22 protein-coding genes and 1 tRNA gene are annotated in these 23,642 nt (G+C 47.1%); 13 read left to right on the top strand and 10 right to left on the bottom strand.

Translation table 11 applies throughout. The annotated features are described in order from the left end of the window. Window positions 1–9: 9 nt before the first annotated feature. Entirely contained in the window at window positions 10–1,053 is a 1,044-nt protein-coding gene (locus WBJ53_RS25365; protein ID WP_338871424.1) for a fasciclin domain-containing protein, read from the bottom strand. A gap of 137 nt (window positions 1,054–1,190) precedes the next feature. Here WBJ53_RS25365 and WBJ53_RS25360 point away from each other — a divergent pair, with 137 nt between their 5' ends. Together WBJ53_RS25360 and WBJ53_RS25355 are read left to right on the top strand one after the other, a co-directional pair. Beyond that, window positions 1,191–2,729, top strand: a complete 1,539-nt coding sequence (locus WBJ53_RS25360; RefSeq protein WP_338871422.1) for an aldehyde dehydrogenase family protein — start codon at window positions 1,191–1,193, stop codon at window positions 2,727–2,729. A 101-nt stretch (window positions 2,730–2,830) separates the two neighbouring features. Beyond that, on the top strand, window positions 2,831–4,024 hold the full coding sequence (locus WBJ53_RS25355; RefSeq protein ID WP_338871420.1) for a tyrosine-type recombinase/integrase: 1,194 nt from the start codon (window positions 2,831–2,833) through the stop codon (window positions 4,022–4,024). Here WBJ53_RS25355 and WBJ53_RS25350 read toward each other — a convergent pair. Next, complete coding sequence (locus tag WBJ53_RS25350) at window positions 3,999–4,247, bottom strand: hypothetical protein (RefSeq protein ID WP_338871418.1); 249 nt, start codon at window positions 4,245–4,247, stop codon at window positions 3,999–4,001. The genes WBJ53_RS25355 and WBJ53_RS25350 overlap by 26 nt on opposite strands. Window positions 4,248–4,647: 400 nt before the next feature. Here WBJ53_RS25350 and WBJ53_RS25345 point away from each other — a divergent pair, with 400 nt between their 5' ends. Beyond that, window positions 4,648–5,226 carry a hypothetical protein gene (locus WBJ53_RS25345; RefSeq protein WP_338871416.1) on the top strand — a complete coding sequence of 193 codons (579 nt, stop codon included), beginning with the start codon at window positions 4,648–4,650 and terminating at the stop codon, window positions 5,224–5,226. Window positions 5,227–6,023: 797 nt separating this feature from the next. Here WBJ53_RS25345 and WBJ53_RS25340 read toward each other — a convergent pair. Next, window positions 6,024–6,281: a hypothetical protein gene (locus WBJ53_RS25340; RefSeq protein WP_338871414.1), complete on the bottom strand. Its 258-nt coding sequence runs from the start codon at window positions 6,279–6,281 to the stop codon at window positions 6,024–6,026. 82 nt (window positions 6,282–6,363) lie between these two features. Between WBJ53_RS25340 and WBJ53_RS25335 the strand changes: the two genes are divergently transcribed. The 3 genes from WBJ53_RS25335 to WBJ53_RS25325 all read left to right on the top strand — a co-directional run bounded on the left by WBJ53_RS25335 (window position 6,364) and on the right by WBJ53_RS25325 (window position 8,602). Beyond that, window positions 6,364–6,651 (top strand): hypothetical protein, encoded by a 288-nt coding sequence (locus WBJ53_RS25335; protein ID WP_338871412.1) that lies wholly within the window; start codon window positions 6,364–6,366, stop codon window positions 6,649–6,651. An 18-nt stretch (window positions 6,652–6,669) separates the two neighbouring features. Further along, the gene (locus tag WBJ53_RS25330; protein WP_338871410.1) at window positions 6,670–6,867 is read left to right on the top strand and encodes a hypothetical protein; all 198 of its coding nucleotides are present in this window, start codon (window positions 6,670–6,672) and stop codon (window positions 6,865–6,867) included. A 454-nt stretch (window positions 6,868–7,321) separates the two neighbouring features. Beyond that, the gene (locus tag WBJ53_RS25325; protein ID WP_338871408.1) at window positions 7,322–8,602 is read left to right on the top strand and encodes a hypothetical protein; all 1,281 of its coding nucleotides are present in this window, start codon (window positions 7,322–7,324) and stop codon (window positions 8,600–8,602) included. 201 nt (window positions 8,603–8,803) lie between these two features. Here the strand turns inward: WBJ53_RS25325 and WBJ53_RS25320 are convergent, their stop codons facing one another. After that, on the bottom strand, window positions 8,804–9,925 hold the full coding sequence (locus WBJ53_RS25320) for an IS110 family transposase (RefSeq protein ID WP_338869252.1): 1,122 nt from the start codon (window positions 9,923–9,925) through the stop codon (window positions 8,804–8,806). 58 nt (window positions 9,926–9,983) lie between these two features. Here WBJ53_RS25320 and WBJ53_RS25315 point away from each other — a divergent pair, with 58 nt between their 5' ends. Both WBJ53_RS25315 and WBJ53_RS25310 read left to right on the top strand, forming a co-directional pair. Beyond that, entirely contained in the window at window positions 9,984–10,139 is a 156-nt protein-coding gene (locus WBJ53_RS25315) for a hypothetical protein (RefSeq protein WP_338869250.1), read from the top strand. Window positions 10,140–10,472: 333 nt separating this feature from the next. Next, a complete protein-coding gene (locus WBJ53_RS25310; protein WP_338871406.1) occupies window positions 10,473–10,676 on the top strand; it encodes a hypothetical protein in 204 nt (67 codons plus the stop codon). Between the two features lie 556 nt (window positions 10,677–11,232). Here WBJ53_RS25310 and WBJ53_RS25305 read toward each other — a convergent pair. Together WBJ53_RS25305 and WBJ53_RS25300 are read right to left on the bottom strand one after the other, a co-directional pair. Then, window positions 11,233–12,537, bottom strand: a complete 1,305-nt coding sequence (locus WBJ53_RS25305) for a serine hydrolase domain-containing protein (protein WP_338871404.1) — start codon at window positions 12,535–12,537, stop codon at window positions 11,233–11,235. Between the two features lie 77 nt (window positions 12,538–12,614). Next, window positions 12,615–13,904, bottom strand: a complete 1,290-nt coding sequence (locus tag WBJ53_RS25300) for an MFS transporter (protein WP_338871402.1) — start codon at window positions 13,902–13,904, stop codon at window positions 12,615–12,617. A gap of 189 nt (window positions 13,905–14,093) precedes the next feature. Here WBJ53_RS25300 and WBJ53_RS25295 point away from each other — a divergent pair, with 189 nt between their 5' ends. Further along, on the top strand, window positions 14,094–14,678 hold the full coding sequence (locus WBJ53_RS25295; protein WP_338871400.1) for a Crp/Fnr family transcriptional regulator: 585 nt from the start codon (window positions 14,094–14,096) through the stop codon (window positions 14,676–14,678). A 103-nt stretch (window positions 14,679–14,781) separates the two neighbouring features. Beyond that, entirely contained in the window at window positions 14,782–15,621 is an 840-nt protein-coding gene (locus tag WBJ53_RS25290; protein WP_338871398.1) for a DUF2306 domain-containing protein, read from the top strand. A 53-nt stretch (window positions 15,622–15,674) separates the two neighbouring features. On the opposite strand, the gene WBJ53_RS25285 is transcribed toward WBJ53_RS25290, so the two are convergent. From WBJ53_RS25285 to WBJ53_RS25275, 3 genes are all read right to left on the bottom strand, one after another. After that, window positions 15,675–17,711, bottom strand: a complete 2,037-nt coding sequence (locus tag WBJ53_RS25285) for a beta-L-arabinofuranosidase domain-containing protein (RefSeq protein ID WP_338871396.1) — start codon at window positions 17,709–17,711, stop codon at window positions 15,675–15,677. Between the two features lie 144 nt (window positions 17,712–17,855). Next, window positions 17,856–18,755, bottom strand: coding sequence for an alpha/beta hydrolase (locus WBJ53_RS25280; RefSeq protein ID WP_338871394.1), 900 nt, complete (start codon window positions 18,753–18,755; stop codon window positions 17,856–17,858). 191 nt (window positions 18,756–18,946) lie between these two features. After that, window positions 18,947–19,915 carry a hypothetical protein gene (locus WBJ53_RS25275; RefSeq protein WP_338871392.1) on the bottom strand — a complete coding sequence of 323 codons (969 nt, stop codon included), beginning with the start codon at window positions 19,913–19,915 and terminating at the stop codon, window positions 18,947–18,949. 401 nt (window positions 19,916–20,316) lie between these two features. Between WBJ53_RS25275 and WBJ53_RS25270 the strand changes: the two genes are divergently transcribed. Continuing rightward, on the top strand, window positions 20,317–20,754 hold the full coding sequence (locus WBJ53_RS25270) for a hypothetical protein (RefSeq protein ID WP_338871390.1): 438 nt from the start codon (window positions 20,317–20,319) through the stop codon (window positions 20,752–20,754). Window positions 20,755–20,923: 169 nt separating this feature from the next. Here WBJ53_RS25270 and WBJ53_RS25265 read toward each other — a convergent pair. Next, window positions 20,924–20,997, bottom strand: a tRNA-Ile gene (locus tag WBJ53_RS25265). A gap of 127 nt (window positions 20,998–21,124) precedes the next feature. Here WBJ53_RS25265 and WBJ53_RS25260 point away from each other — a divergent pair. Both WBJ53_RS25260 and lpxD read left to right on the top strand, forming a co-directional pair. Further along, window positions 21,125–22,381, top strand: coding sequence for an HD domain-containing protein (locus tag WBJ53_RS25260; protein WP_338871388.1), 1,257 nt, complete (start codon window positions 21,125–21,127; stop codon window positions 22,379–22,381). A 176-nt stretch (window positions 22,382–22,557) separates the two neighbouring features. Next, the gene (lpxD, locus tag WBJ53_RS25255) at window positions 22,558–23,586 is read left to right on the top strand and encodes a UDP-3-O-(3-hydroxymyristoyl)glucosamine N-acyltransferase (protein ID WP_338871386.1); all 1,029 of its coding nucleotides are present in this window, start codon (window positions 22,558–22,560) and stop codon (window positions 23,584–23,586) included. Window positions 23,587–23,642 lie beyond the last annotated feature (56 nt).

Raw genomic sequence — 23,642 nt, 5'->3', positions numbered from 1 at the left:
AGGCAGCTTTTACTTAAACATCGAACTGGCAGCTTTGGGCATCAGCACAACATTAATGCCGTGTACTACACCATTTCCGGATTTGTAGTTATCACCCGCGTCGATAGTAGCCGTATGGTCCTGATCGTCGGAAATTTCTATACTGCCGTTCGATCCCGATTTGGCCGTTAGTGTAGTTCCGGCCAGAGTTTGTAGCTCAACTTTACCATTACCAGCCTTAATACGCCGATTGAGTTCGGCCATATCGACTTCGCCACGTACTACATGATAGGAGAGTAGCTGTTTCAGAGCATCGCGATTACGGCCTTCGAGCAAGCCATTCTGGGCGCTGGTTGGTAATTTTTTAAAGGCTTTGTTCGATGGCGCAAAAACGGTATAAGGGCCGCTTCCTTTCAGGGTTTCGAACAAATCGGCCGATTGAAGCGCATTTTGAAGTGTTGTGAAATTGGGTGACGACGAGATGAAGTCGCCCACACTAGCTTCCCGATTGGTACTGCCTGCTTTTGCAGCAGGCATTTCGCTGCTTCGGGCGCCCGATACGGCTTCACCCGTTCCCGATGTGCTAACACTGGTTCCCGATGGCGTTATGCCCGTATTGGGCGAATAAGTTTTGCCGTCGCTACTGACCGAGCTTCGTGCTGCCGAATTGTTCTGACCGTTGCTGACCTGTTCGGCCGGGGTTGGATTGATTACCGTCGATGGATTACTGCCAACCCCTGTTGGAGCATTAGTAACGTTATTGCTATTGTAGTTTGTGGTATTGCTATTATTGATAGCCGTACCATCGCTGGTTGAGCTTTGCCGGTATTCGGCATCCTGTATGCTGGTCGATGTTCCTGAATGCGTACGGGCGTTCTGCTGCATGGCTTTTTTATTACGTTTCATGGCCCGTCGCTGACTTCGCGACGAAGCCGGAGTTGAATCGGGGGCAATAGCACCAGTGGGGTAGGTTGTCGAGGTAGCGGTTCCGGTGGGCGTGGTTTGTGCCCAGACGGCGTCAGTGGCCAGTGCTGCTCCGAGCGCCAGCAAACAAAAGGTTGCTTTATTTTTCATAACGTTGTGTATTTGCTGAGGTGATTCTTCGTATGTTTTCAACCTATTTGAGCGCAAAAAGTTTACTGTCATGTGTCCAATGTTTACACAAAGGCCGATAGTTTTGTGTTCCATCAACCTAAGGACTAATTTGTGTTATGCAGTCGATTCTTCCCTTACCAACCCAACCCGTAAAACCCGGAACCAGTACCGGGCAGCAGTTCTGGCAAACTACTACGGAAGGCCGGGCCGATAAAACGCTTGATTCCTACTCACCCGCCGATGGTCAGCTCATTGCGCGCGTTCATCCGTCGACCCGCGCCGATTATGATCGGGTTGTAGCAACAGCACAGGCGGCTTTTGCGGAGTGGCGGCAAGTTCCGGCACCGCGCCGGGGCGAAATTGTTCGGCAGATGGGCGAGCAGTTTCGGCGCTATAAACGCGAACTGGGTACATTGGTTAGCTACGAAATGGGTAAATCGCTACAGGAAGGGCTGGGCGAGGTGCAGGAAATTATTGACATCTGCGACTTTGCCGTAGGGCAGTCGCGCCAGCTATATGGGCTATCGATGCATTCGGAGCGGCCCGCGCACCGGATGTTTGAGCAATGGCATCCGCTGGGGGTAGTTGGTATTATTTCGGCGTTTAATTTTCCGGTAGCGGTTTGGTCGTGGAACGCCATGCTGGCCTGGGTTTGTGGTGATGTGTGCATTTGGAAACCGTCTGAAAAAACACCACTAACGGCTCTGGCCTGCCAGCAGATCATTGGCGATGTGTTGCGAAATAACGACGTGCCCGAAGGGGTATCCTGCCTCATTACGGGTGGACGCGATGCGGGTGAGTGGCTGGCCCGTGATCCACGAATTGCACTCGTGTCGGCCACGGGCAGCACACGCATGGGGAAATCCGTTGCCGAAGCCGTGGCTGGCCGTTTGGGCCGTAGCCTGCTCGAACTTGGTGGTAATAATGCCATCATTGTTTCCGAACATGCCGATCTTGATCTGGCTATTCCTGCCATTGTGTTTGGAGCTGTTGGAACGGCTGGGCAACGCTGTACGACGACCCGGCGACTTATTGTTCAGGAACATATTTATGACGATGTGAAAAATCGGCTCAAAAGCGCTTATGCCCAATTGCGTATAGGCAATCCGTTAGATGAGTCGTTTCATGTTGGACCGCTGATCGACCAGGCTGCTGTGAACAGTTATCTGTTATCGGTGAATGAAATTCGGGAATTGGGAGGGCGGTTTGTTGTTGAGCCGGGAGTGCTCAACGGATTAGGTTTCGAGTCGGGGTGTTATGTAAAGCCCTGTATTGCCGAAGCCGACAACCACTGGTCTGTGGTGCAGCGCGAAACATTTGCTCCAATTCTGTATTTGCTCAAATACACCACGCTCGACGATGCCATTCTACAGCAGAATTCCGTCCCACAAGGCTTATCGTCGGCCATTTTTACGCTTAACATGCGCGAAGCCGAGCGGTTTCTGTCGGTGGCCGGTTCGGATTGTGGCATTGCCAACGTAAACATTGGCACGTCGGGTGCCGAAATTGGGGGCGCGTTTGGTGGCGAAAAAGAAACAGGAGGTGGCCGCGAATCGGGTTCTGATGCCTGGAAAGCCTACATGCGCCGACAAACCAATACCGTCAACTATGGTATTACTATGCCTCTTGCCCAGGGCATTACCTTTGAGTTATAAGTCATTTTTCTGACAGGATTAACTAGATTAGCAGGATTTCATTGCAGACAATACGATCATGTCAATCTTGTTAATCCTGTTAGAAAGAGACTTTTTCCGAAATGGAAAGTCTTATCGCCATGATTACAATCCGAATCGACGAAAAAGATCCTGATTTATTGGCTGTCTCGTTTCCGCAAGACCCCATAGGCAACCATCTCATAGGCACCATTCCCGGCCGTCGGTGGAGCTTTTCGCGCCGGTGCTGGGTCGTGCCGAATACCCGTACATCGGTCGTGAAAATCGGGCAGCTCTTTGGTAAAGACTATTGCCGGTTCCATGAAGATGTTGTGCGTTTCTACAAACCTGATGCGACGGTTGTCGAAGTTGAACAGGCTACTAACCCAGTCTGGCCTCCCGCCGGTAAATTACGACCCGTCCGCAAGCCGTTTCGGTATGCTCCGCCCGTGCGTGAATTTGACAGTCACCCCGTTATTATTGCCATTTGTAGCGTGTTGAGAATACAGAACTACAGCTATAAGACGCTAAAGAACTACAAACAGGCGCTGATTGCACTCATTCGTTATGCTGGCAACAAGCCGCTTGACGAACTAACCGCCGTTCAATACCAGCATTACCTATTGTTTCTGGTGGAAAAGAAACGGCTAGGCTCCGCTACGTTGAACGTACATATCAATGCCTGGAAGTTTTATCAGGAAAAGGTATTGGGCCGCAACAAACAACAATACGATATAGCGTATCCGCGGCAGGCTCAAAAACTACCGATGGTTTACAGTGTGGCCGAGGTGAGAGCCATTTTTCAGGCGACGACCAGTCTGAAATATCGGACCCTGTTTCAACTGGTCTATGCAACGGGTATGCGCGTTAGTGAAGTAGCTACCCTACGCCTGACCGATCTTGACTTTGTTCGAAGGTTGATTACAATCCGGGGCGGCAAAGGTAAAAAAGACCGCATTGTAATGTTTTCGGAGAAACTTGCAGCCTCTGTAGAGGATTATTTGAACCGCTACAAGCCCAAAACGTATCTTTTTGAAGAAAACGAAACGAAGGAGCCATTAACGACGCGGACTATTCAGCAGGTCTACAGCGACACCGTAGGTCAGGCTCATATTTCAAAGCGGGGTGGTATTCACACACTGCGGCACAGTTTTGCTACACACCTGCTCGAATCGGGTACCGACATTCGCTACATTCAGCAACTGCTAGGCCACGAGAGCATCCTGACCACCATGCGCTATACGCATGTGACGGCCGATAAAATCAGCATGCTCAAAAGCCCGTTGGATGACCTGTAAGACCATGTCGACGGAGCAACAAACGAAGTTGTTTCAGACTGTAGAACTTACTCTTGAGCACGTATCCCTGCGTGTAGCGTTTCACACTGCGCCGAATCCGTACGAGTTCACCTCGTTTTGTGATTCGATATAGCTCGTTATCATCGCCAAAAAAGTAGGTTGGGTATCCTTCTATATCCCATATCCGTTGTACCGGCACCGAGTGAACATACCGTTTAGTCACTTCAAAAACTCTAATTTGTTATTTTCATAGGCAAGTTATTTATTTGGAACGAACCCTAAGCGTATTTATTGGTTTCAAAAATTAGCGGAACTGAAAATAATTGATAACCTGCTTGTTAGCTGTCTATAGTTCCGCTAATTCGCGTACAATACTATGTTGGGTGTTGCCAAACAAGCTGAAAAACAACGTAGTGGTCAGCTTGCAGTCGACAGAGGTCACGTCTCGACAAACGAACTTTTGGCTCGTTTGGTCGCTTCGGTTGACAAAGTGAACGCCTGAGTTGGGGCACTTTTTGGGTTGCGGTCGACACGAGGAACGTAGTGACAGGGCAACTTTTGGCTCGTTGTGTGGCTCCGTGTGACAAGAGAATCGCCTGGTTAGGCAGGTTTAGACATTCATCTTGAGCATTCTGGAGACAGGGGAAGCACTTGATATAAAAATTCTGAAGCAAATGAAAATAAGTAGGTTGTCTGCTTTCGGACTAATTTCGTTTCTCATTTTCCTTTTCTGTCTTCTATTTAATTACAACGGCTGGCGTTTTCAATTTTGGCTGATTCGAGTGGCATATATTGTCTTCTTTATTATTGGTACTGTGATATTTTTCAGGCCAAAAAATAGGGTCTTTACAAAGATTGTTAGTTCTTTCTTTCCTATTAGTTTGATTCTTATTCCCCTAAGTTTTGCCGTTGGAGGTATTTTCTTTGTCGGGATAGTATTAGCAGTTTTGCTCTTTCCCATAATTGGCCCTACGTTTCAGTCCAAACAGTATAATTATGTGATTCAACGTCCATATCAAGGTTTTTTAGGGTCTGCAACTCGATTTGAACTGGTGGATAAGGGCAACATTTTTGAGAAAAAGATTTGCACTTTCCAAGCAGATACCACTTCTATAAAATCATTTATGTTTGATGCTGCTAGCCAAAAGCTTTCTATTAACAATGGGCAAGAGCTTATTCAACTTAAAGACTTTGTAGAATAATCTGCTCCCTGTGGGCAGCTTTCCGCTGACAGGGAGCACGTCCCGAGGTAAGGTTTTCAGCCCAACCAAACGAGGGTGTAAAGGTGGAAGTCGTTCGTGTTCAGTAGATTTGTGTGCTACTCCGTCAACCCTCGCGGGCGTTGGGTGCGAGGCCATAAAGTGCTTCCATTTCGGCTTTCGGTCGACAGGGCGCACGTTTCGACAAGGTAGCTTTGGAGTTCGTTTGCCGTCTTCCGGTTGACAGTCGGCACAGCTTAAAGGTTAGCTTTACACTCGTTAGTCGGGTTGCCTGCGACAAGATGAACGCCTGAGTTAGGAAGGCTTAACAGATTTAAAAGATGGGATACAAAAAGGTTTGTATTGATTGCCGAAAAACCTTTAGTCGAGAAATTGACTTTGGTTCAGGTCGAGAATATAAATGTCCTGATTGCGGTAAGCCTATGACCCTTTATCCGCATAGATTCCGCCCTCCTAAAAAGTCAGATGACTCAAAATGGGTAACAGTGAAGTATCTGCATGAGAATGGTTTTAATTACCAGCACATCTACGAGCCGGGCGAATTTGGGAAGATTACCAACGGAAGGGAGGTATATGTTGAGTACCCTGAAAATTTGAGAGACGCAAAGGAGTTTGTGGAGAAGTATAAAAATCAGATTAATAGAAAACTCTTGTAAACCGCTCCGCGTGGGGGCTTGTCGGGCGACAGGTTGCTCGCCCCCGGAGGACGGTTTGCAGCCCAACTGACTGAGTGTGTAAAGGTTGAGGTACGTTCTTTTTTCTGACTTGTGTTCCCACCATCAACACTCAGGGGTGTTGGGTGGCCCAATCATGCAAGTGGCGTGCGCGTCTCGGTCGACAATTCTAACGCCCCGTGTGGGCAAGTTTGGGTTTCCATTTCCGGGTTGCGGGCGACAGGCTACCCGGCTCGAAAGGGTGCTTTGGGTTCCCATTTCGGGCGCTCCTGTGACAGCAGAAACGCCCCGGTAGGATGGTCTTGGCGCATTCGCCATCTTCCTGCTGACAAAGGAAACTTCCTTATAGGTCAAGCTTGACATTCAAGAGTTGACTACTTGAGTGTATAAGACTTAGTTTGAAAATGTATTATTTTGAGTCTGTATTAAATCCTTTACCATTCACATGAACTATATCTGGGTCGCTTCGCTTTTTTTACTTGGTTACTTCATATATAAACTGGTGCCAAATGACAGTGGAGTTTCTTATCGAAAAGTTGTTGGAGCTTACATTCTATGGGCGTTTGTAAATTTGATAATGCTCCTCATGAATGATGGTGACGGCGACAGTCGATTTTGGCCTTTTGACAGATTTAGCAGGACTTACGAATACGATATAAGTGAATTTGCAGTTTATGTTTTTGGCCCAGTTGTCTATAATTATGCGCGTAATCTGATGAGAAATCCTAAGTAAAACTATACAGCTACAGCTATGCAAACGAAAGTAGAAGCATTCGATAACGAAATAGGAAGAGATATAATACCAGTAAACTTACCTAAAGATTATAAGCCAGTAGCAGGTCAATTAATTGAAACAACCGATGGCATGTACGTGGTAAAAGGATATGTTGAGAACAATATGAACGGTTTTATAAGTCGTATTTCGCTCATAGTTAGAAAAGCTCAATAATATATAAAGTCTCGTGCGACAGGTAGCACGTCCCGTGGGCAAGCGGGGCAGCCCAACCACCACCGTGTTCGCACACGAAGAAACCCTCGAAAACTGCTACCTTTTAGTGCGCTGGTTATCAATAAGTTAAAAAGTAGCAGTACATCCTAATGAGGGTGTAAAGGTTGACGTTATGTTTGTTGTTTTAGGTTTCGCCCTCATCCATCAACCCTCATTGGCGTTGGGTGAACCAGCCAAGATGGGAGTTCAAGGTCGGGCTACGGGCGACAGGTTGCACGTTCTAGAGGTTAGCCTCAGCTCGTTGAGGGGCTTCCATTTGACAGACTAAATACCGAATTTAGATAGCATAACATTCAAAAGGCAGTATATTGGTGGTAAATCACCCAGCTCACCAAACTCGGCGTAAAAGGATCAATATTAGCGCATATAGTATTACGGTAAAGAAAGTTAATCAATGAAAAGGAAAGCAGTAATTATAACCGGCGCAGGTTTTACTTTATCATCAGACTTTGGAGGGCCTTCAACCGCTCACATAACCAGAAAATTGCGAGAACTTGACATTCCTAATCTTAGAATGGGTAGCGAAACACCTGGCGAGTATTTTTATAAAAAACTTTGCTATCATTATACAAGAAACACTAAAAACGACTGTGATTTGTCGGTAGTTAATTTTGAAACAATAATTCACTTATTAGAAGAGCTTTATTCTCATCTTACATCTTATAATAGTTCAGCTATTAAGAAGGAGAATCCAACTATATTGAAAAATATAGCAAAATCAAAAGGTGTTAAACCAGCATTTTTAAGATTGAAGGAACAAATAAATAAAGAGTTAAGGGAAATTACTAAAAATACAGAAAATGGTTCTATAAGCGAAACAATAAGAGTTATCTATGCACATTTCATTAATATGATAATTAATGAACTTGAAAATTTTAATACAGATGATCAGAACTTAGGTATGAGGAAATTTCAAAACGATTTTCTTGAAAAGAATTTACCTAATTCTGATTATTTAAGAAGATGTTACACTATGAATTATGATACTTGGCTGAATAAATATTTAAATTTCTATGATGGGTTTGATAGTAATGGAAAGTTTGAACCAGAAAATGTGATGAAACGATACGATGTAGATTGCCACTACAATTTACACGGAAGTATACTCTGGAGAAATGACTTAGATGCCAACAAAATGACAAAACTCGAAAATCCTGTAGATTATTTAAAATATACTCAGTCATCTGACTACGGTTTAAATAGAGAACCTTTAATTGCCACGCCAATAATAACGGGTTACCATAAGTCCGAAAGAATGAAATATAACCCTTATTTACAATTTTATTATGCTCTACAAAGTGATATAATTAGTTCAGATTTACTCATTTTAATAGGCTACGGTTTTTCAGATACTCACATCAATAATATCCTTTCACTATTTAAAGGAAAATGTGTTGTTGTAGGTTATATGAAAACTTGGATAGATGCCGAATACAATGAGAAAAAGAGGACACCAATTGGCCAGCCTATTGACTACGAGAATGTATCTTTTGATATATTTGATGATGATGTAACCTCAATAATTGAATCAATTGAACCATATGATGGAGGCTTTGAGCCAAAAGAGATAGAAATACAAAATGGCTGGATAAAATCAAAAAATGGAAATACAATATATTGGTGGAAGGGCATTGGTGAAGATTTTTATCAAAATTGGTCCTCAGTAATTTCATAAACTCAATACAAATTCGGAGTAATTATTAAAGTTTGTTCGGTAGCTTCTCGGCGACATGATATACGTTCTGGAGGAGAGTTTTCAGCCCAACTCAAGCAGGTGTGTAAAGGTGCAAACGGCTTGTGCTTAGTGAACTTGTGCCCTCACCATCAACCCCTGTTTGGTACTGTCTTCAAATCCAAGAAATGCCCTATAATTTTTTCAAGATTCGACCAATTCGCTTATGTTCGCACTCTCAAGCACGTTCACTTGTGGTCGATGCAGCGTAGCCCCCTCAGTTGGGGCTACTTTTTTTTGCCTTTCGTTTGCAAAATCACCGTCATATTTCTCGTCTTTTTTCCAAAGGGCGTAGATTAGCGTCAGCAGCTTTCGCTGTACGGCCACATACCCTTTCATCTTGATTTTAGTGCGCTCAATGACTCGTTCATACAAGCCCACAAAGGGCCGTTGTTCGTAGCGCACAACCATCAGAGCCGCCATGTGTAAGCTGTGCCGAATCCGTGAATTGCCTCGCTTACTGATCCGCGTCTTACCTACTCGTTTACCGCTCTGGTTTTCGACTACATCGTAGCCCGCATAGCTTACCAACTGTCGTTGATTTTCGAACAAAGCAAATTCATTAGTTTCAGTGATGAGATGCGCTATGGTCAGCAAGCCTACCCCTTTAATTACACCAATCTGCTCGGCTTTTCGCTTCCACTCGGTATTGTCAGCAATCGCTTTAGCAATCAGCTTCTCACACTCAGCAATCTGTTGGTCAATCTCAGCTAACAGCTTGGTCATCTGCTTTTTGACAGCTTTAGCTTGATACATACCCTGCTCCAAACTCATCAGGTGATTGCTTACTTTCGTCTTAAAAACTTGTAGATCAGCTTGTTGTCTTGTGAGCTGCCGAAGCTCATACATAGCCTGGCTAATCGGTCGCCAGGCTTCAAGTCGTTGCTGACACACCATCATAGCCAGGGCCTGCGCATCCACTCCATCAGTTTTGGTTTTGATGCCTAGGGCTTTAACGTAGTACTTTGCCTTCTGAGGTAAGACGACGCACACATAAGCCCCTTTTTGATGCAGTGCCAGGGCTAAGTGTTCGTAGTAGACCCCCGTAGCTTCCATCAAATAGTGAACTGGCAGGTCTTTGTCCTTCTGATGATGAGCACACCAGCGGTCAAACTCGGTACGACCTTTAGGGGAGTTAGCGAAGTGATGAGTGGCTCTAATTTTAATCTGGCCACAGGCATCAATTGCACTCAGGCAGGCATGAAACTTATCCTTGCCCATGTCGATACCGACACCATACTTCAGGGGGGTGAATACTGTTTCCATCGGATTAGTTTTTAAGTATAAAGAGTTGCGAGTACCATTAACTTTCCCGACTTTGCACATGATGCTGGATCATGGCAAGGCCATGTCCTTAGGTACTGTTCAGGCTGCTGGAAAGGGTGGTGAGCAGGGCAGCACCACACAGTCAATGTCGTTCGTTCGGAAACGCATTTGCGTTGGGTTCGGGCTTTTTCTGCTCACCAATGGCTTAGCTTAAAATTGCATATTTTCAAGGAGAATTCCTGAAAAGCGAAGATATGGGTCGTTGGGTGGCCCGGCCAACATGGGCTCACTAGGCGGGTTACCTGCGACAGTTTTCGCGTCTCATTAGGCAAGCATTAGGCTCGTTGGTCAGCTTCCGGTCGACAGGCCGCACGGCTCGTTAGGCGGCTCTGGGCTTGCAGTTTCTGGTTGCGTTCGACAAGTTGAACACCTGAATTAGTCAGCTTTGGGTTTGTATTTTCGGATCGCTTGCGACAAAGCAAACGCCCCGCAGGTCAACCAAAAACATATCGCTTGAAAAGTAGAAGTATATAATCTCACCAAGTAGATGATCAAACTCACCAAAATACTGCTGACTTTCAGTATGGTCATTGTTTGGGGATGGACATTCTTTATGGGAACGTTTGCTACCCACGCTAATGGTCGCCGAGTCGGTTGGTTCATTGGCCTTAGTCTCAATGTGCTGCTGGGACTAGTTTATAGCTACCTAGAAAAGCGTCCTAAAACTACCAAGGAATGGTTTAAAATGTAATCATTTGAAGTTGTGCAACAGCCACTAACCTTTCGAGTGAGAGTGAGCAGTCTCCTTTGTTGAGTCCAGGCATTGCATTGAGCGTAGTCACCCTGTCTGGCGACAGGGAACCCGTCCCGAGGTGAAGTTTTCAACCCAACCACCACCGTGTTCTGGCGAACAAACTCCCGAAAATGCAATGTTTTTGTCTGTTGATTATCAGTGTGTTAAAGACATTGTATGCATCAAATAGGTGGGTGAAGCTTCAAATACATTCGTTTGTACTGTTTTGTTCTGAGATAAGTTTACACTAGCTTTTGTAAACGCATGACCGATAAAATAAAACATCCCAGCGGAGAATAAAGTGGTCGGGGAAACAGGCTCCATCTTTTAAAAGCCAAGTACGGCATCGACAAGCCGGATCGACTGTGCTACTATTCGAAACGGCGTGATGATTCAGCAGGGTAAACGGCATAATCGTTCCTGAGAACACTTTTCCCGGAAACGATAAGCTCTAACCAAATCAATCCGGGGTTGTTTGTTGGTATAGGATAAACCAGGGGAAACTAATCGGTCATCAATCATTAATTGCCTGATACACTAAAGCCTTAAATGCTTTATCGGTATTCGACACATAGGGGCCCCACATCTGCCGGTAGATCAATACCAGCATATCCTCTTTAGGGTCGACCCAATAAGATGTTGAAAACACACCACCCCACGAATAGGTGCCTACCTGACTGGGAGTGAACCGGCTGCCGTTTTCAGAAATAACCAAAAAGCCGAACCCAAATGTGTTATCGCGGGCATGGTCGCCAATGTTCGGGCTTAGATCGCCAATCTGGTTCATGGTCATCAGCCGCACCGTATTGCGGGCCAATAGCCGAACACCGTTATAGGTTCCGCCGTTTAGCAACATTTGCAGAAAAATTGCATAATCATAAATGGTGGATGACATACCGCCACCTCCCGAAAAATAGCTCGTTTTTTGTAGTGGATAGTTCATGTCGAGTGCTCCGCCGAAAACCGATGCCTGCTGCTGTATGGTTCCGGTTGAATCGCCGAGAAAAAAGTTTACCAGCCGGGCGCCTTTTTCGGGGGGGACGTTAAAATAAGTATCATGCATACCCAGTGGCTGACAGATGCGCTTCCGAAAAAAATCTTCCAGTGTCATTCCCGACCATTGCTCAATCAGGTAGCCTAATACGTCCATATTCAGACCGTATTTCCATTGTTCGCCGGGCTGAAAAAAGAGGGGTAGACTACCCAGGCGCGTCATGGCGTCAGAAAGTGTTTGTCCTTTTGTGCCAACTCCACCTGTTATGTAGCTTTTGGCATAAATAGCGTTTTCGGCCGGTGTGCCAATGGCTGGGTAGCCCAGGCCCGACGTATGGGTTAGCAGATCGCGGATCGTGACGGGTCGTTTGGCCGGAACAGTGGTGTAGGTGGTGTCTTTAGGGTTGAAACTGGCCAGTACTTTTTCATTAGCGAAGGAGGGAATGAATCTGGAAACCGGATCGTCGAGCGAAAATTTCCCCTCTTCCCAGAGCATCATCACGGCTACGGAGGTAAGCGCTTTCGTTTGGGAGGCAATCCGAAAAATTCCGGTTTTGTCGAGCGGGACTTTTTTAGTCGGGTCATTATAACCATGCGCTTTATAGAAAACGATTTTGCCATGACGGGCAATCAGCACGACCGAACCGTTCACCCATTTCTGATTGACCCAATCATTCATGCCCGAATCCAGCCGGGCCAGGCGGGTAGCCGAAAACCCACCGGCCGCCGGTGGCGCTTCTGTGAGAACGTTTGCCTTTGGCTGGGCTTGGGTGTTGTAAGCCAGAAAGGCAGATAGTATCAATAAAACAATCAGGCAACGATTCATGATGGTTTCAGGTAGGGTTTGTAATGAAAGTTAGGGGCTGTAAGTTCGGTGAGGGAATCAGGTTTTTTGCCGTAATATCAACTGTTCAGTTGCCGGTCGACCGCCAGTTTTTGGGCTGCAGCCAGAAAACTGGCGGTCGAGCCAACACTGATGATGATAATGATAGACATGGCCCAGCGCAGGGATTGGGCACCCAGCGTGGGCGCAAGTCCATCGCTGAGCATTCCGACAACCAATGGACCAAAGCCCAAACCAATAAAGTTGAGTACAAAAAACAGGATGGCCGATGTAAGGGAACGCATCGAAGCCGGGACAAGGCTATGCGCCACAGCAATGGAAGGCCCCAGATACATACTATGAAGCGACGCACTAAGCCCTAAGCCAATGACAGCGTAAACGGTATTGGGTAGAAAAAGTGCACCAGCTACGCATGGAATGGAGAGAATAATGGCATAGGCCGGAATGGTCAGGTACCTGCGTTGATCAGTTTTTCCAAAATAATCGGTCAGAAAGCCACCCGCAAACGAGCCGACAGCACCGCCAATGCCGAAGATAGGGCCCAGCAATGCGCCTATTTCGGCATTCTTCATGCCATGAATCCTCGACAGGAACGATGGTGCCCAATTGATCAGGCCATAAATACAAAAGACATGCAACCCGGTAGCCATCGACAGGTACACGAAAGTTTTGGTAGCATACAGACGCTTTAAGACTTCGGGCAACGAAGGCGGCTCGCTGGCCGGGGCATCATATTCATCGGTAGCTCCGCGCTGAGGTTCTTTTACCGATAAGTAGAACAACAAGGAGAAAACAACTCCCGGAACTCCTACAACAAAAAAAGCACTTCGCCAGCCAAGCTGTTGACTAAGGTATCCACCCAGTAAAAACCCGGCCAGTACCCCCAAATATATGCCCGTTGAATAGATCGAGAGCGCTGTTGAGCGTTTTTCGGGTGGAAAATAATCGGATATCATAGCGTGAGCCGGTGGGCTACCACCAGCTTCGCCTACGCCCACACCAATACGGGCCAAAAGCAACTGGAAAAAATTTTGTGCCAGACCCGAGCAGGCTGTCATCATACTCCACAGACCCAGCGATGCTGCTACAATATTCCGACGGTTGGTTTTGTCGGCCAAACGTGCAATCGGAATACCCAGGGTAACATAAAAGAGCGCGAACGTAAAGCCGGAAAGTACACCTAGTTGCGTATCGGATAAATCCAACTCCTTTTTGATCGATTCCTGGAGAATAACCAGCAGTTGCCGATCAATAAAGTTGAAAACATAGACCAGCGTTAGCATTGCCAGGACATAATTTCGATACAGATCACTTACAGCCTCATTAATAACGGCTTTCCTGGTTTGCATACCAATTTGAGTAGCTATATTAGGTGGTTAAAGAAGTGATAAAAGTAAAGAAAATCCAACTTTGTTTGGGTATATGAATAAAGTTGTTTTCAGACTATTTTGCAGGATCGTGCGTAAATTACCCGTACGTACAGTGTTCAACAGCAATCGTTGGCGCCAGAGTTGATAGCCTGGATAAACCTTTTTCCCATGGAGCATTATTACACCCGATTGTTTAACTATGTTGAAGAAATAATAAGCTTGCCCGAAGCCGACAGAACGTTAATTCGTCGGCTGTTTAAGCCGGTTTTTGTACCAAAAGACACTATTCTCGAACCAGCCGGACAAGTGCCCCAATACCATAATTTTATTGTTTCGGGCTACATGCGCAACTTTCACCTCGATCAGGATAATAACGAAATCACGACCGACCTAAACGACGGTTCCCGCTTCTTTACGTCGTATTTTCATTTTATGAACCGTACAGTTTCTAACGAGAGTCTACACTGTATTACCGACTGTGAGCTATTGCAAACCAGCCGCGACGATGTTGATGCTGGGGCGCAGCTCAGTATTACGCAGAAAGATTACACGATTCAGATTCTGCAAAAACACCTCGATGAAGACAAAAAACGGATCAACGATATGGCTAATCTGACGGCCGAAGATCGATATCGGAAGTTCCTGAAAGAAAAACCAACCATCATTCGTTATGTGCCCTTGCGCTACATAGCGTCGTATCTGGGTATTACACAGAGGCACCTGAGTCGTTTGCGCCGAGAGATTGGGACATGATGCCCACAGCGAAATATAACCGTTCATCCGTATTGGACATTTGTCTAATTAGCGTCGGAAGAGCCGATCTTAAGTTTGGCCAGAACTTAACTTTCTTTCTGCGATGATGACCAATACGGATGTGTTGTTGCCCGAAAAAACAACGGGTTCGTTTGCCACACGATTGCTCACCCTGTCGGCTGCGACATGGTTGGTGGTGGCAACGGCCGGACAATGGATATTTGGTGGATATATTCTGCTGATGTACGTAAGAACGGCTATAACAGGCGATTTCGGCCGATGGAACGACGTCTTACCTAAAGGGTATATTGAAGGCGACTGGAAAGGGAATCTCGTGGTTGGCATACACGTTCTGCTGGCATCCATCATGGTCATAGGCGGACCATTACAACTCATTCCGCAGGTTCGCCGGAGTTTTCCAGGGTTTCATCGCTGGCTGGGCAGGCTGTATGCAACCCTGGCAATACTGATTAGCGCGGCCGGACTGACAATGGTCTGGACACGCGGTAGTGTCGGCGATGCAACGCAGCACATTAGCATCAGTATTCAGGCCATTTATATCATTTCGTTTGCCTTACTGGCGGTTCGGTATGCACGCGCCCGCCAATTTCGCGCTCATGAAAAATGGGCACTGCGGCTGTTTATGGTAGCCAATGGCGTCTGGTTTTTTCGGATAGGGCTGATGTGCTGGCTACTCATCAACGGAGGACCGGTTGGGTTCGATCCGAAAACATTCACCGGACCATTTCTGACCATACTCTCCGTATTTACATATGCTGTGCCGCTTTCGCTGGTCATACTGGAAATGTATTGGTATGCTCAGAGAAAACAAAGCAGGGTATTTAGTCTGCTGACGGCAACCCTGATTTTTCTGTGTGCCCTTATCACGGGCATCGGAATTTTTGGCGCAACAATGGGCATGTGGCTTCCCCGAATGAACTAGTTGTTGGGCATTTTTAGGGGCTCCTTCCATACAACGAATGAGAAATCCCCGCTCTACTGCCTGCCCAGAACCGGAAACTGCGAAATGCGCAGCGTTGTACAGCCATAGGGAATCAATATGATTTCTTCGGTTTGGCTGGTCGTTTGCAGGCCATAGGTGATGCTGTACGGAATTGGCCCCGTCATTTCATTGTAGAGTTGCCACGACGGAATCCGCTGGGCTTTGGTTTTGATTTGTATGGGCGCGTTTTCGGGATTCCAGGGATAGGTAGTAGTTGCTCCTGTTTGTTCTACCACGTAGTTGTCCTTAAGTGTTTTGTCCAATACGTTGAGCAAACCGTAATTCCAGGGCGTTGCCGGGCGAATTTCGGCATAAGTCGAACCGTAGTCAATGGGATCTTTGTCGTTCTTTATCTGCTTCACTTCTTCGCCAATTTTGAGCGCGTAGGTGATCGGCCCCCGTTCAATGGATACTGAATTCTCATACCAGGTGTTTTTGAACAGGTGCATCGGCAGGGTCAGTTCAACCACATCGCCTGGTTTCCAGTCGCGGCTGATCGCTACAATCTGATTACCTGCGACTTCCTGCCAGACTTTTCCATTGATAGTTATAATGCCCTGTTTACACCATTCGGGTATGCGAAGGTGGAACGGAAACGAGACCGATTTGACGGATTTGTCGAGCGATAGCGTAAAGCGGATGGTTTCGCCGAAGGGGTAGCTGGTGTCTTCGCTGAACGATACGGCTGTACCATTCGCAACATATGCCTTCACCTCGCTCGGCGAATAAACGAGCGCGGCTAACCCTTTGTCGGGTGTGGCGTACCATAAGTTCTGCGTAAATTTTGGCCAGCCCTGATGCATATTGGAGGTGCAGCAAGGATAACCCGTCAGCAGGCCAAAACAGAGGTCCGTACCACTATGATTGACATCGAAATTGCGGGTATGCCGGGTCGCCATCACCTGATTGGCCTGTTGAAAATACTGGCGGCTCATAAAATCATCGGCAATCTGGGCCGGTAAGGCATTAAACGCAATTTTTTCGAGATGATCGGCAAAACCAACGTCGCCCGTGATCGACAGCATATTTTCCAGCGAAAACATCATTTCGACGGCCGAACAGAGTTCCGATCCCTGAGTGGGATTGTTGCCATGTAAGGCTTCGTCGCCCCCGTATAGGCCGTGGGCCATGCCATTGTATTTACGAATGTCGGCAATGCCTTTTTTGGTGGCGTCGATGTATTTTTTGTCGGGGTGGTGCTGATAATAAATAAGCGGTTCCTTAATGCCCTGAGCCAGATTGACGCAATGAATACTGCCCGCCTGCGAAAGCATATCGGTAGTCAGAAAACCAGTGGTATAATCGAAGGTTTGCTTATGGAGCAGATCGCCCAGGTCCAGCAAAAATTTATCGCCTGTAATGTTGTAAAGCCAATAGACAATCATCAGGTTATCGCCACCCCGGTAGCGTGCCCAGAACGTCCAGTGATCGAGTGGCTTTTTAGGGAGTTCCTGAAGTTGATACTTAAAATAGTTGGTCATTAAGGTGATGACGCGCTTGTCGCCCGTAGCCGAATAATACTGCTGTAGAATCTTTAGCATCACCATTTTGGGCCACCAGTCGCGGCTATTGTCGCGCTGAATGCCTGCTTCATGCGGATAATCGTTCGACGGACCGAAATAGCCATCGGGTTGCTGGCTGTTGATGGCCCAGTCAACCCACGGTTTGGCTTTTGCAATTAGTTCCTCATCGTCCAGGATGTAGGCAAGTGGCAGCAGCCCATCGATCCAGTAAGGCCCGCGTTCCCACTGATCGCCATTGCCCCCCAACCAGCCATTGCGCTGGTTCATTACCAGCGGATAGAGCTTATCAAGGTGTCCCGTTGCTCCAGTTTTCTGACGAACCAGCATTTCCCGTAGCCAGCCTTTGGGTTTAATGGTGCCTAACGGAAGTTGCAGATACGCGTTCGGATGGAGCGGTGCCCGATTTTGCAGGTAGCCGGTAGTTGGAAGAGCATTCTGTTTAACCTGTGCCGCTGCGGTTAGCATAAAACCAGCATATAGTATTGGCAGGATAACCTTGTTTTTCATCAGGATCGACGGATAAGCTATTACTGATATAGCTCAAAGGCTAAAAGCAGAGAAGCCTAATGAACCAGGGCCGTTTTTAGCACTAGATGCTACGGTCGGTCCTTATGTCTGTGTTCGTTGTAGGCACGGTTGATTTTTAGCTAATCAGGGCATCATCTTAAGTTCCTGAAGCCAGTGCCTGCAACGGCCAAACCACTCTTCGAAGGCGGGTGTTTTCGCATATCCATGACCGCCCTGTGTGTAAATATGCATATCGGCCGGGATACCTTGTTTATGCAGCGCTTCGTAAAAAATCAGACTATTGGCTACAGGAACAACCGTATCGTCGCCAGCGTGTGTCAAAAAGGTCGGCGGGGTCGATGCCTCTACATGCTGTTCGTTGGAAAACCGGCGGATCAAATCTGCCGAAGGCGAAGCACCAAGAAGGTTGGTGCGGGTGCCCGTGTGCCCAATTGATTCATTTAAACTGATAACAGGATAAACCAGAATCATAAAGTTGGGGCGAAGGCTGATATTGTCAGGGTTACCGATCAGCGAGTTCTGGTAATGCGTTCCGGCTGTTGAGGCCAGATGACCACCGGCCGAGAATCCCATGATCCCTATTTTTTGCGGGTCGATGTGCCATTCCGTTGCACGTTGTCGAACGGTTTTCAGGGCCTGTTGAGCATCCTGTAGAGGGCCGATAGCTTTGTCGGTCATGGTTCGGTCGCTCGGTAGCCGGTATTTGAGCACAAAGGCCGTAACGCCCATATCGGTAAATGCTTTGGCCACATCGTAGCCTTCCCGTTTCATTACCAGCACTCCATAGCCACCGCCCGGACAGATGATGACAGCCGACCCATTTGCTTTGCCAGTTGTCGGTAGAAAAATCGTTAACGTTGGGCGCGATACTTTTGAGACTATAAAATCGTCCCGCCTGGTTTCTTCGTCGGGTGTGTCTTTGGCGTTGGGAATGGCTTCGGTGTAGAGTGGTAGTTCCTGCTGCGCCAGACTGGCGGTTGCATAGAGTAAAGAAAAAATAGACAGGAAAAAGATTCTGGTCATCGGGCGTTATGGCTAAGCATTGAGTAGTCCTGAACATATTAAGTAGCTTCCGGGCCTTTACTACCTAGTACCATCAATCATTTACCGGATAGCAGAATTAGCTAACGTGAGCCCGCAAGACAGTAGTAAGACCGTTGAGCGGTTGCTGATAGAACATGTTAACAAAGGGGGCCGTGAGAACTCCGGCGCTTTTATCTGGACTGCCTCCGTTTGGAATAGACTGAAAAGTTGAGCAGGAAACTCTGTAAATCCTGATCGATAAGCCGAATTGCCGACTGCAACTGGTTCAGCATTTCAGACCGGGTGAGGAGATCATCGGCCGCATAATTGCCTTCCGTACCGAAATAAAGTGCTGAATCCTGGGCCGACATTCCTGCCAGATCGTATTTCTGCCAGCGCAGCCGCGTGTTATACCGAATTGAGTGCTGACCACCGTAGCTGAACGATTTTTCGTTGAGAACATACCACACAAAAGGAGAGTAGATGGCAGACTCTGGGCTTTGGTTCCAGATGTCGGTCAATAAATTCCGCTGATCGACCAGATGAATGGTGTGTTTCGAGGAAAAGGCTGCCATACCACCAAAATAAGCACTAGTGAGCCCACCTCCAATGCTGACCGTTTTGTTGGGGGTGTCTGATTGAATAAGTGCGGTAGCAACAGTAGTAACGGCACCGGCAATCACCGACAGAATCGTTAGGCGTTGTGTTCGTTTGCTGTCGCGTTGTTGTAAGTAGGTGGCGAGTCGCGTGGCTCGTTCGGCTTCACAATCCAGTTCGGCGGCTATGCCCGAAATTTCCATGGATGCAATCAGCATTCGGTTATAAATTTCCTGCCGCTTTTCGGAAATCAGTTCAGCGTTCGTGCCCGGCATCCCGTTTTCCAGGGCAACCAGTTCCTTCAGTATGGGCAAAACCCCCGTGGCATTGGCTACCTGCAAATCGTGCAGCGAAAAAAGCTGCCGGAGTAGGGTGTCTGTTTGTAAAACCGTGGCCAAGTCCGTTTTGGGGGTATATGTCGAATCGTAATTGAAGCGGAAAGCAGGTTCGCAATATTTGCGTTGCTGGCTTCTATCCAGCAATGCCGTTTTAGCCGACCGGCAGGAAGCCAGTCCAGTAAGGACCAGTAGTAACAATAAGGCATAAGTAGCACGTACAGGCATGGGCGAGGAAGCAATAAGCGGGCTAAGTATGTTCAATGACCATTGCTGAACCCCCTTCAAGGAATTAGGCAAAAAGCCTACTGTTTGATAAAGGTATCTAAAAATATTGTAGACGTGCCAGCACTCAGGCCATTGCTGTTCTGCCCATGTACAGCCGTGAATTTGTACGATCAACTGGGGCAGAAAGAAGCTATGATCTACTTATTCTACAAAATTCATTGGCCGGGAAGGGTGTCCGATAGGACTTAATGTAGTCAAAAGGATAGAATATAAATGCTTTAGGAGAAATGGAGTATTTCTATTACTTGATTGCCAGTTAGTTGTATGGTGTGTGGTGAGTTGCTGTATGACCCATCTGAGGCAAGCGGCAGGGTCGGATACAGCTCTCTGGTCGATGGCCGATGATAAATAGTAACGATTTTGATAAGATGCGAGCGTATGTGTATGGCCTATGGCTGTTAGGGGTCGGCTGGATCTCACAGGGGTGTCAGTTAATGGCTCGTTCAGAAACGATGGGTAAACTGGATTCTGTAGCCCGGCCAAATCAGTTGCCTGCTCATTCGACTGACGGCGAAATCGAACAGGTGGTGAATCAGTATCTGGATTGGGTAGAGTCGAATGCGGCCAGGTTCGAATACCACAATGAGGATCGCACAATCAACGATGAATATGGCATGATGCAGATTCCGGCCGATTCAACCCATCCGGCCATTTCTGTCGATCCAACAGGAATGAACGTGGATGGTATCTATCTATCCTATAATTCATATACGCAGCGACGTGCCCGAATCATGCTAAAGCGGGCCAAAGTACGGTACCTGAAAGCTCGGTTAAACTAAATGGTTTGCCTACTGCCGTTACGTGTCAACCTGGCAAGCCCTTGAATTCATGCAACCTGGTAAGGCTTTACTTTCTAACTACTGCAATGGGAAAAGAACCTCAAAAAATGTATTGCAACCGAAATAAAAAAGCCACCTGGCTGCTATGCTAAGTGGCTGATAATGAGGGTGGGCCAGCCAGGACTCGAACCTGGGACTTACTGATTATGAGTCAGGCACTCTAACCAACTGAGTTACAAGCCCATTGCTAACTGATTGCTCAGATTTAGCGGTGCAAATTTATGAATTTTTTAGAAGAATTCCAGTACCCGTACGATTATCTGACAAAATTCCTGTAAATGCTGTAGGCCAGTCTGCTTATCTTTGCTCAATGCCAGCAGCTAACAAAAAGAAAATCCTCAACGATCCGGTATATGGGTTCATCACGATCCCGTCGGAACTGCTGTTCGATCTGGTCGAACATCCCTATTTTCAGCGACTCCGGCGAATCAAACAGTTGGGATTGTCGGAGTATGTATATCCGGGGGCTCTGCATACGCGCTTTCATCATGCCCTGGGCGCCATGCATCTGATGGGGCAGGCCACGCACACGCTTCGCAGCAAAGGCCACTACCTGACCGATGAAGAGTGCGAAGCCGCCCAGATCGCTATTCTTCTCCACGATATTGGCCACGGACCATTCTCGCACGTACTGGAGTGTTGCCTGCTCGAAGATGTTCACCATGAGCGCATCTCACTGCTGCTGATGCATGAACTAAACCAACAATTCGACGGTCAGCTCTCAATGGCAATCGAAATGTTTGAGGGTACTTACGAACGACCGTTTTTTCATCAGTTGATTTCGAGCCAGCTGGATATGGATCGGATGGATTACCTCAATCGCGATGGCTATTATACGGGCGTGGCCGAAGGCGCTATTGGTGCCGAACGCATTATTAAAATGCTCGACCTGGTCGACGATCAGCTTGTGGTTGAGGCAAAAGGTACCCTGAGCGTCGAAAATTTTTTGAATGCCCGCCGGTTGATGTATTGGCAGGTATATCTGCATAAGACATCAATCTGTTGTGAGTCGATGCTAATTCAGATATTACGCCGGGCCCGGTTTTTGCTTCGTCAGGGCGAAACCGTATTTGCTTCCGATGCATTTATGCTGTTTTTGCGCGAAAGCGTATCGCTGGATGCTTTTTTGTCGAGTCGTATGTATATCAATGCCTTTACCCAACTCGACGATTATGATGTGTGGGCCTGCATAAAACAGTGGGCACTCCACAACGATACGGTGCTGGCTACTCTTTGCCAAATGCTGCTCGATCGCCGATTGTTCAAGATCGTGTTGTCGACGGAGCCCTTTGCAGGTGAACTCCTTCGGGAACTCGAAACGCAGCTACGTCGGACCGGTTTAGCCGATGAAGACTTGTCTTACTTTCTGGTTGAAGGGCAGGCTACCAATGCAGCCTACCTGCCTACGCAGGATCGAATTGCCATCAAACTGAAAACCGGCCACGTAATCGATATTGCTGATGCGTCCGATTTATCGAACATTCAGGTTCTGACAAATATCGTTCGCCGGTATTATGTTTGTTGGGCTAAAGAGTTGAAAACAACAAGTAAATCGATAAGCCAATAAAGAGTTTAGGCACCCGAAGTACTCAGAAAATGGGCTGGTAGACGTATGACTTGCTAACTTACCAAATTATCGATACGATTTCCGGGCATTTTATCCGAAAAGTGCAATTTGTTGCCTACCTTAGCGGCCAAAATAGTCGGTATGAGCGGCTGTTTTGCGATGGTTAACATACGCATATGGAGTTTACAGTCAAGCAGATTGCTACGTTGTTGGGTGGAGAGGTCGCCGGAAATGATACGCTGGCAATTACCAAATTAGCCAAAATAGAGGAGGGAAGACCGGGCGATATATCGTTTCTGTCGAATCTGAAATATGAACCCCACCTCTACACTACCCAGGCATCGGCGGTGATTGTTGATCGTTCATTTCAGCCCCGAAAGCCAGTTTCGGCTGCCCTGATTTTTGTTGAAAATTCGTACACGGCCTTCACCCGCCTGCTCGAAGAGTATCATCACCGAATGAGTTTTGCCCGCGTGGGAGTCGAACAGCCTGCCTACCTGGGCGATGGAACGCAGGTTGGTGAGCAGATTTATCGTGGCGCTTTTTCCTACATTGGACGGAATTGCCGAATCGGGCATAACGTCAAAATTCATGCTCATGCGCATATTGGCGATAATGTTCGTATTGGCGATAATACCATTATTCATCCCGGAGCGCGGGTGCTGGATAACTCTGTTATTGGTCAATATTGTGTCATTCATCCGAATGCGGTTATCGGTAGCGAAGGCTTTGGTTTTGCGCCACAGGCCGATGGCACTTACAAGACTATTCCTCAACTGGGCAATGTGATTCTGGAAGATTTTGTTAATGTAGGAGCCAATACGACAATCGACTGCGCAACAATGGGATCGACCATTATTCGGCAGGGCGTTAAACTCGATAATCTGATTCAGATTGGTCATAATGTTGAAATTGGCCGTAATACAGTCATTGCTGCTCAGACCGGAATTTCGGGATCAACCAAAATTGGCGAAAATTGTGTCATTGCAGGCCAGGTTGGTTTTGCCGGTCACTTGACGATTGCAAATGGAACAAAGGTGGGAGCTCAGTCGGGAGTTGGTAAGAATGTAACGGAAGAAAATACATCGCTCAACAGCTCTCCTGCGTTTGGCCTGAAAGAAAGTATGCGCTCACTGGCAGTTTTTCGGCGATTGCCGGACCTGGAACGGCGCTTGAATGATTTGGAAAAGAAAACGGAAAAATAGTTTTCAGTTTATGGTTTTCGGTTTATGGTTTACAGTTTATGGTTGCTCCGCAGCAG

This window comes from Spirosoma sp. SC4-14 (genome assembly GCF_037201965.1).
GTDB lineage: Bacteria > Bacteroidota > Bacteroidia > Cytophagales > Spirosomataceae > Spirosoma.
The sequence above is the reverse complement of the archived record's forward strand: the minus strand, read 5'-3'. Positions and strand labels throughout refer to the sequence as shown.